At 73.8% G+C, this 8,813-nt stretch carries 6 protein-coding genes; 3 read left to right on the top strand and 3 right to left on the bottom strand.

Translation table 11 applies throughout. From position 1 onward, the window contains the following. Both IF99_RS0129300 and IF99_RS0129295 read right to left on the bottom strand, forming a co-directional pair. The coding region (locus tag IF99_RS0129300) for a sigma-70 family RNA polymerase sigma factor (protein WP_037828000.1) at positions 1–1,389 on the bottom strand (1,389 nt) is incomplete at its 3' end. A 246-nt stretch (positions 1,390–1,635) separates the two neighbouring features. Continuing rightward, entirely contained in the window at positions 1,636–2,457 is an 822-nt protein-coding gene (locus IF99_RS0129295) for a TetR/AcrR family transcriptional regulator (protein WP_037827999.1), read from the bottom strand. 363 nt (positions 2,458–2,820) lie between these two features. Here IF99_RS0129295 and IF99_RS0129290 point away from each other — a divergent pair, with 363 nt between their 5' ends. Continuing rightward, entirely contained in the window at positions 2,821–4,110 is a 1,290-nt protein-coding gene (locus tag IF99_RS0129290) for an NAD(P)/FAD-dependent oxidoreductase (protein ID WP_234340910.1), read from the top strand. A gap of 429 nt (positions 4,111–4,539) precedes the next feature. Next, entirely contained in the window at positions 4,540–6,225 is a 1,686-nt protein-coding gene (locus IF99_RS0129285; protein WP_031001283.1) for an ATP-binding SpoIIE family protein phosphatase, read from the top strand. A 78-nt stretch (positions 6,226–6,303) separates the two neighbouring features. On the opposite strand, the gene IF99_RS0129280 is transcribed toward IF99_RS0129285, so the two are convergent. Continuing rightward, the gene (locus tag IF99_RS0129280) at positions 6,304–7,656 is read right to left on the bottom strand and encodes an MFS transporter (RefSeq protein WP_234340911.1); all 1,353 of its coding nucleotides are present in this window, start codon (positions 7,654–7,656) and stop codon (positions 6,304–6,306) included. A 116-nt stretch (positions 7,657–7,772) separates the two neighbouring features. Here IF99_RS0129280 and IF99_RS0129275 point away from each other — a divergent pair, with 116 nt between their 5' ends. After that, positions 7,773–8,321, top strand: a complete 549-nt coding sequence (locus IF99_RS0129275) for a MarR family winged helix-turn-helix transcriptional regulator (RefSeq protein WP_007824167.1) — start codon at positions 7,773–7,775, stop codon at positions 8,319–8,321. Positions 8,322–8,813 lie beyond the last annotated feature (492 nt).

Here is an 8,813-nt window from a genome sequence, read left to right as displayed (position 1 = left end):
GTGCTGGGGAGGTGGGGGCGTCGGCGAGGTGGGTGCGGGCCGGGTCGGGCGGGGCGTCGGGCGCGCCGGTTCCGGCGCACGCGGCGGTGCGGAGGCACGTGGTGGCTCGCTGGGCTCGGTCGTGTCCGGGGCCGGGGGGTGCGGCGGCGTGGGGCTCGGCACGAGCGGCTGCACCGCCGGTGGCTTCGCCTCGGGGACGGGCGACCGCTCCGGGTGCGGCTTGCCCTGCTCCTGGGCGGCGAGGACGAGCGCGAGCGCGACGGCCGCCGTGGCGACCACGCCCGCCGCGATCCCCGCCTTCACCGGCGCGCTGGCCCCCTCCGAGGCCGCGCCACCTCCGCCGCCGGCGGCAGCCGCCGAACCCGCCGCTCCGGCCCCCGCCGCGCTCCCGATGAGCGCCAGGGCCTTGCCGTACCCGGCGGCGCCGAACCAGCCGATGACCGCGAGGGGCACGAGCCCGGGGATGCCGCCCGCGACCTCTTTGACCTGCGAGGCGGCGAGCCGGCACTCCGCGCACTCCTTGAGGTGCTTGCGCAGTCCCCGCTCGGCGCGGCTGCGCAGGCCCCCGCGCGCGTAGGCGCCGAGCCGGTCCGCGTAGGCCGCGCAGCCCTCGCTCGCCGTCCGCGTCGCGCTCACGTGGGCCTGGAGGTAGGCCTGCTTGAGTCCCTCGCGTGCCCGGCTCGCGAGCACGCGCGTGCCGTTCGCGTCGAGCCCGAAGAGCACCGCGACCTCGCTCGGCGACTCGTCCTCGACCTCTGTGTGCCACAGCACCGCCTGCCAGCGCTCGGGCAGGCTGCGGAAGGCGCGCACGGCCATCGACTGCTCGGCCTCGTGCATCGCGAGCACGTCCGCGCCGAGGTCGAGGGTGTCCTCGTCCGTACCGGCGACACGTGCCGCCTGCGCGGCGAACACCGCGAAATCGTCGACGAGTTGCTCTCGCCGGGCCGTCTTCGCCCAGTCGGCGGCGACGCGTCGCACCGTCGTCAGCAGGTAGGCGCGCATCGCGTACTCGGGTCCCGCGCCGTGCCGCAGCGCCGCGAGGGTGCGAGCGAAGACTTCGGCCGTCAGGTCCTCGGCCGTGTCCCGGTCCCGGCAGCAGGTACGGGCGTAGCGCCGCACGCCGTCCGCGTGCCGCCGGTACAGCTCCCCGTACGCCCCCTCGTCCCCGCCGCGCACCCGGTTCAGCAGGTCGCCGTCCCCGACCGCCGGATGCCCGCCCTGTCGTGGCACGTGTGCCCGCGCCCCGTCCTGCTCCGTACCGCCGCGGCTCTCCCGTCCCCCGCGTCCCTGCCCCGGCACGGTCTCGCGCGCCGGACCCTCGACGCCCTCCGTGCCGGTCCCCGCGTCCCCCGCACCGGTCAGTGGCTCGGACCGGTCCTTCTTGCTCACCGCGAAAACGCCCCCGTATCGACGCGAAGATCAGGACTTCGATACAGAATCGCACGGACAGGGGCGCCCCGGGGAGGGGGCCCAGTGTCCTCCGGCCGCGCCCGTCCCGTTCCTGAACTGCGGGAACACTGGTGCGCATCCGTCCGCGTGGCTCACCCGAAAGGATGAAAACGCAAAACGGCGCGGTGACCCTTGAGGCGGTACGACCGCACCCCAGGGCTCACCGCGCCGTCACGCGCGACCTTCCTACTCCAGCGGTCGGCTCCGCAGCCCTTCGAGCAGGATGTCGAGCAGCCGTCTCGACGCGGCCGCCTGCTGCTCCGGGTCGGGCAGCGCGGGCGCTGCCGTGGCGATCACGAGGAGGATGTCCGAGACCGTCACGTCCTCGCGCAACTCACCCGCTTCGCGCGCCCGTTCGACGAGACGGCCCACGACGTCGAGCAGCACGGCGGCCCCGGCGTCCTCGGCGACAGCCGTCGCCCCCGGCCCGTCCCCGAGTGCCCCGCGCTGCGCCGGTACCCGCTGCGCGTCGGCGGCACCGCCGCCGCCCGCCCCGGAAGCTGCGCCCAGCCCCGCCAGGCCCGCGCCCGCATCCGCTCCCGCCCCGTTCGCCGGAACGACCCGCAGCACCTGCGGCGGCAGCAGTCGTCCCGCGCCCGAGGCCACCGACATGCGCAGGAACCGGGAGAGCGCGGACCAGGGTTCCTCCTCCTGGCCGAGCGCCGAACGCGCCTGCTCCGTGAGCCGCGCCGTCTCCTCCTCGGCGATCCGCCGCACCAGCACGTCTTTGCTGGGGAAGCGCCGGTACACCGTCCCGACCCCCACTCGCGCGCGCCGGGCCACGTCCTCCATCGGCGCGCCGTACCCCAACTCGCCGAACACCTCACGCGCCGCGCGCAGCACGTGCTCCAGGTTCCGCTGCGCGTCCACGCGCAGCGGGGCCGTCCGCGAGGCCGCCCGGACCCCGCGCGGCGCCGGGGGCCCGCCCCGGAAACCCGCCGCCGGTCCTGCCGTCACCGCCCCCGGAGTGATCCGTGCCGCAGGCCATTGCGCATCCCGTATCTCCATGCTGTTCCCCCGGTCGTGGGGTCTCCCCCCGGAGACCCCCTCAGCTGCGGCCGGAACGTGAGGAACGGTCCGTTTCCCCGGGAACGCGCCCATGCCGCTCCGGCGACTTACGAACATAGTTGAGTGCCGGGCAATTCAGAAGGGCCCCGTTCCGGACAGAAAACCCCCCACGGCAAGCACACGGCGAACCCCTGCCCCACACCCCCGGCCACCCCACCGGTACCACCCGCGCCGACCTGCGAGAACACCGGGTTTCCCGGCTTCTCGCCGATCCCATAAGGCTCCTGATCGCCAGTCATATGAATTGCGAGGCCTGTGGACAAACCTGAAGTGCCGTTGCCTCATGGGGTGGTGAAGGAACCCGTGCGCATTCTCGTGATCGGCGGCGGTCACGCCGGTACGTACACCGCGCTGCGCCTGGAGCGTCTCCTGCGCGCCACCGGGGCGCCCCGCGCCGAGGTCCGCCTCGTCACGCCGGAGCCCTACCTGACCTACCGCCCGCTGCTCGCCGCGGCGGCGGCCGGCACCCTCTCTCTGCGCCACGTCCTCGTCCCGCTCCGCCGCGTCCTGCGCACGACCCGGCTCCTCCTCGGCGAGGCCGTGTCCCTCGACCTCGCCACCCGCACGGCATACGTACGCACCCCGACCGGGCCCGAGGCGGCACCCGTCCCGTACGACTTCCTCGTCCTCACCCCGGGCACCACCCCCCAGCCCCCGCCACCCCACGCGCTCGCGCTGCACAGCCTCTCCGACGCGCTCGCGCTGCGCTCCCACGTCCTCGCCCAGCTCGACCTCGCCTCGTCCACCCGCGATCCCGCCGTCCGCGAGGCCGCGCTCTGCTTCGTCTTCCTCGGGGGCGGATACGCGGGCGTCGACGCCCTCACCGCGCTGCGCGGCATGGCCGAACGCGCCCTCACGCACTACCCGGGCCTGAGTCGCGCCGACCTGCGCTGGGTCCTCGCCGAGCCCGGTGAACAACTGTTGCCCGAAACCCCCGCGGACATCGGTACGTACGCCTCGCGCGCCCTGCGCCGCGGCGGTGCCGAGATCCGGCTCGGCGCCACGCCCCACACCTACCGCCCCGGCCTCCTCGTTCTCGACGACGGCGACTCGCTCGCCACCCGCACTCTCGTGCACACCCCGAGCGCTGTCCGCGCCCCCGGCGCACCGCCCCACCCCCTTCTCACCACCCCCGCGCTCCCTCTCACCCCTGACGGCCGCCTGCGCTGCACCCCCGACCTCGCCGTCACCGGCACCCCGCACACCTGGGCAGCCGGGGACACCGCCGCCGTCCCCGACCCCGAGACACCGGGCGCCATCTGCCCCCCGCACGCCGGACACGCCCACGGCCAGGCCCGTGTCCTCGCCGACAACCTCCTCGCGACCCTGCGCGGCGAGCCGACACGCCCCTACGACGAGAAGAGCGAAGGCGTGTACGTGGCACTCGGCCCGCACGACGGCCTCGCCCGCCTCCACGGCCGCACCCTCACCGGCCGCCCCGCCCGGCTCCTGCTCGGCGCCCACCACCTCAGCCGCCTGCCCACCGCCCGGCGCAAGGGACGCGTCCTCACCGAGTGGGCCTTCACCACTCTCTTCCCTCGCGAACCCGTCGCCCTCGCGGCCCCGGAGACCGAACCCGGCGCTCCGCCCTGAGCCCCGGCCCCCCGCGAGTCGGCACGACCTGCCACCCCCCGAAACCCGTCCGCCCCCGCCCGAGCCCGCCCGGTCGCCCACGAGTCACGACCGGCCCGAACCCGGCGCGGCGTCAGCGCACCACCCCAGCGCGCGCCGAGCCGTGCACCACCGTGCGAGCGCCCCGCGCAACCCGAAAGAGGACGCCACCCCTCCAGGCCGGAACTCCCGGTGGGCGCCGTCCGTCTGAGGGGTGACGGAGGAGGCCCGACCCGCCCGGTCCCCCGCGCCGCGCCCTGCCCACCCTCCCCGGCGTTCGGTACCTTCACAGGCTCCGGACACCACCGGCCCCGCACCGGACCGGCACCGTCCCCCGCACCCGGGGCGACGGCCGCCGCCCACCGCACCCGCACGATGTACGACGACCCCGACACCACGAGGCGAGACTCGGTGAACTTCACGCGCTGGAGCGCCCGGCTTCCCGGCACGCAGCGTCGCGCCGCCGCACGGACCGACCGGGGCACCGTCCCTGCGGCTCGCGCGCGGGAGCACGGCGAAAGCCCGGCGGACAGCGCCCCGCAACCGGCACCACCGGCCCCCACCGTCGACCGGCTGCCCGCCCGCGAACTCCTGGAGCACGCCCCCGCCCTCACCGCCCTCCTCCACGGCCCGGACCACCGCCTCCTCCACGTCAACGAGGCGTACCGCACCGCCTTCGGCGCACCTCCCGACGCCGCCGCGGGCACTCCCGCGCAGGAAGCCCTGCCCGAACTGGCGGCGCTCGGTCTGCTCCCCCTGCTCGACCAGGTCCACCGCTCGGGCCGTCCCCGCACGGTCAAGTCCCGCAAGGCCCCGGACGGCCGCAGCTACACCTTCACGTGCGCGCCCGTCTCCGTACCGCCCGAAGCCCCGGACGCACCCGCGGACACCGCGATCCTTGTCTTCGCCACCGACGTCACCGACCACGCCGAGGCCGCCGAACGCCTGCGCGCCAGCGAACGCAGCCAGCGCGAGACCGCCGTCACGCTCCAGCGCTCCCTGCTCCCGCAGGAGCTCGAACAACCCGACGACCTGCGCATCGCCGCCACGTACCAGCCCGGTGGCACCGAGGCCGCGGTCGGCGGCGACTGGTACGACGTGATCACCCTCGGCGGCGGACGCACCGCCCTCGTCATCGGCGACGTCATGGGCCGCGGCGTCCGCGCCGCCGCCGTCATGGGACAGCTCCGCACCGCCGTCCGCGCCTACGCCCGCCTCGACCTGCCCCCGCATGAGGTCCTGCAACTCCTCGACGGTCTCGCTGCCGAGATCGACGCGACCCAGATCGCCACGTGCGTCTACGCCGTCCACGACCCCAACGAGGGCCGCCTCGTCTACGCCTCCGCCGGACACCTGCCGATCCTCGTCCGCGACGAGAACGGCGTCATCCACCGCGCCGAGGAGCCCACCGGACCGCCGCTCGGCACCGGCGGTTGGCTGCACGCCTCCGGCTCCGTCCCCCTCACCCCCGGCTCCACCGCCGTGCTCTACACCGACGGTCTCGTCGAACGCCGTGACCAGGACATCGACCAGGGCGTCTCCGCCCTCGCCGACGCCCTCGCCGGAGCCGGCGGCAGCCCCCAGGTCATCTGCGACCGCCTCCTGCGCGCGCTCGGCGTCACCGCCACGCACGACGACGATGTCGCGGTCCTCGTCGTCGAACACCCGGCCCGCGACGGCTCGGACGCCGACCTCTTCCGCAACGCGACGCTCGAACTCCTCGGCGGCGTCGAGGCGACCCCACGCGCCCGCGCCTTCGCGACGGGCGTCCTCAGCAGCTGGCGCTGCCCGCCCGAGCTGCACGACATGGGGGTCCTCGCCGCGAGCGAACTCGTCGCGAACTCCCTCCAGCACGGCGCTCCGCCCATGCGCCTGCGCCTGCGCCGCACCGACCGCCGCCTCATCGTCGAGGTGACCGACGGCGACGACCACCTCCCGCGCCACCGCCGCGCCGAGCCCGCCGACGAGGCGGGCCGCGGCATCGCGATCGTCGCCCACGTCTCCTCCGCATGGGGCTGCCGTCGCATCCCCGGCGGTGGCAAAGCCGTCTGGTGCGAGTTCGCCCTCCCGGCGAAGCGCACGCCGCCCGGTTCCTGAGCGCTCAGGAACCGGGCGGCCGCTCCGGTACGGACCGGCCGCGTCCTGACGGGTCTGTCCCGTCGCGGCCGGCCGGGGTCAGATCCCCGCAGGAGCCGGGTTCTCGCCCGTCGTGCTGGACTCGCGCGCGTCGAGCGGCAGCGGTGCCTCCTCGGCGGCGGGAACCAGCCCGCCCTCCGCCGCGGTACCCCTCGCGACGACGCGCGACTTCGCACCGTACGGCCGGTCCTGCGCCGCGGTGAGACGCGGCCCGATACGCAGCGCGAGCACCGTGATGACCAGCGAGAACAGCAGGAAGGTCAGGATGTACGGGGTGTGCAGGGAGGCCGCCATCGGCCCCCCGATCGCCGGACCCACGGCCAGCGCGAGCTGCTTGACTAGCGCGAACGCCGAGTTGTACTGACCGACCATGCCTGCGGGAGCCAGGTCCGCGACGAGTGGCGCCACGGTGGGCGAGAGCATCGACTCGCCGAGCCCGAAGAGCCCGTAGGTGGAGATGAACGCCGCCGTCGCCATCGCCTGGCTGCCGTGCCCGAGTCCGGCGAAGCCCGCCACGGCCCAGGCGAAGGCCCAGATGAGCCCCACCAGCGCGATCACACGGCTGCGCCGCCGCCGCTCCACGAGCTTCAGCACGGCGAACTGCGCCACGACGATCACCGCGGTGTTCGCCGCGAGCGCCACGCCGAGCGTCGAGGCCGAGACACCGGCCGCGTCCACGCCGTATGCCGCGAGTCCCGAGTCGAACTGCCCGTAGCAGGCGAAGAAGATCACGAAGCCGAGGACGGACAGCTGCACCATCGCCCGGTCCTTGAGCAGCGACCGCATCCCGCGCTTGCCGCCCTCACCGGCGGGAACGGCTTCACTGATGCCCCCCGCGTGCGGAAGGCGTGTGCTCGCGGCGATCGCGGCGAGCACGAGGAACATCGCCGCCTCGATCGAGAAGAGCAGGACGAAGCTGGACGGGTCGTGCTCGTCGACGAGCTGTCCGCCGGCGAGCCCGCCTATGCCGAGGCCCAGGTTCTGCAGGAAGAACTGCGTCGCGAAGGAGCGCGTCCTGGTCTGCGGCGTCGAGCACCACACGACCATCGTCGCGAGGGCAGGGGCCATCACCGCCGTACCGGCGCCGAGCAGCGCCGCCGAGGCGAGCGCGGCGACCTCGCTCGTCGAGAAGCCGAGCGCCATCGCCCCCGCCGCCGAGAGCAGCGAGGCGACGACGAGTACGGGAAGCGGTCCGCGCCGGTCGATGGCCCGTCCCACGAACGGCAGCACGACCAACGCGGCCACGGCGAACACGGCGAGCACGAGCCCCGCCGCCCCGGCACCGAGATCCCGCGTCCGCGCCACGTAGACGTAGAGGAACGGGACCGTGAACCCGATGCCGAACGCGCTGAGCGCGCTGCCCACCTGAATCCTGCGCATGGCCATGCCCATTGCCCTGGTCACCTTCACCTGCCTTAGGTCTCAATACTTCGAAGCTAAAGTTTCGGCTTGAAGAGTACATCTTCAAGGACTTCAATGCCAAGCCGGGGCGTGCGATACTCGGCACCATGGGCGATACGACCGGCCCCCCGGAGCCGACACTCGAAGAGCAGATCGCCGCGTACCAGCGCGAATACAGCGACCTCGACCCGCAGGTGGAGCAGATCGTCTCGGCGCTCGGCCGCCTCAACCGCCGCATGAACGTCGCCTACGGACGACAGAGCGCGCAGCTGAACATGAGCAACGCGGACTGGGAGGTCGTGAAGGCCCTGGTCCTGTCGGGGCCGCCCTACCAGCTCGGCCCCGGAGACCTCGCGAAGCGGCTCGGTCTCACGCCTGCCGCCATGACCCACCGCATCGACCGCATGGTCGCCGAGGGCCTGGTCACCCGGGACCGGGACGAGCAGAACCGGGTGAGGGTCATCGTCGAGCTGACCGACGAGGGCCGGCAGAAGTGGCTCCGCTCGATGAGCCTCGCCTCGGCCTTCGAGGAGGACCTGCTCCAGGACCTCACTCCAGGCGAGCGGAGCATCCTCGGCGGCATGCTGACCCGTCTCCTGCGCCGGGTCGAGGAGACCCAGCCGGACGCGGGCGGTCGGCTGAGCGATCTCGACTGAGCGGTTCGCCCTCGCGGCGCCATCCGCTCGCTCGACGGCTCCGAGCCGGGACCTCGCTCCGCCCGGCATGCTCAACGCGGACGGGGGTACGCCCCTTCCGAGGGGCCCTCCGCTGTGACCGGGCTCACGTTTGACATCGGCCGATCGGGTCCGTAAGGTTCCACGAGTTGCCACGGAGCCGGAACGGCTGTGCGGCAGCACTTCCGCCGCGCAAGCGGCACACCCCCTTGATCAGTACGACTTTCCCCCGCCGGAATGCTTTCGGCTCTGCCGTGCTTGTTTGCACTGCTGCCCGAATTCGTTTTCGGCTGGCTCGATTATGAGCTGGGGCGAGAATCCACTACTGTTCAGGACGTCGGAACGGACCGGAAACGGCCGGAAAGACAACCCCATCTGGCAGGGAATCGGAACCGCGAGGGTCTGATAGAGTCGGAAACGCCGAAAGGGAAACGGAAAGGCCGGAAGGCCGGAACGGGAACCGGAAAGGCGCCG

The sequence above is a fragment of the Streptomyces sp. NRRL F-5630 genome (assembly GCF_000719475.1).
In the GTDB taxonomy this organism is placed as follows: domain Bacteria; phylum Actinomycetota; class Actinomycetes; order Streptomycetales; family Streptomycetaceae; genus Streptomyces.
The sequence above is the reverse complement of the archived record's forward strand: the minus strand, read 5'-3'. Positions and strand labels throughout refer to the sequence as shown.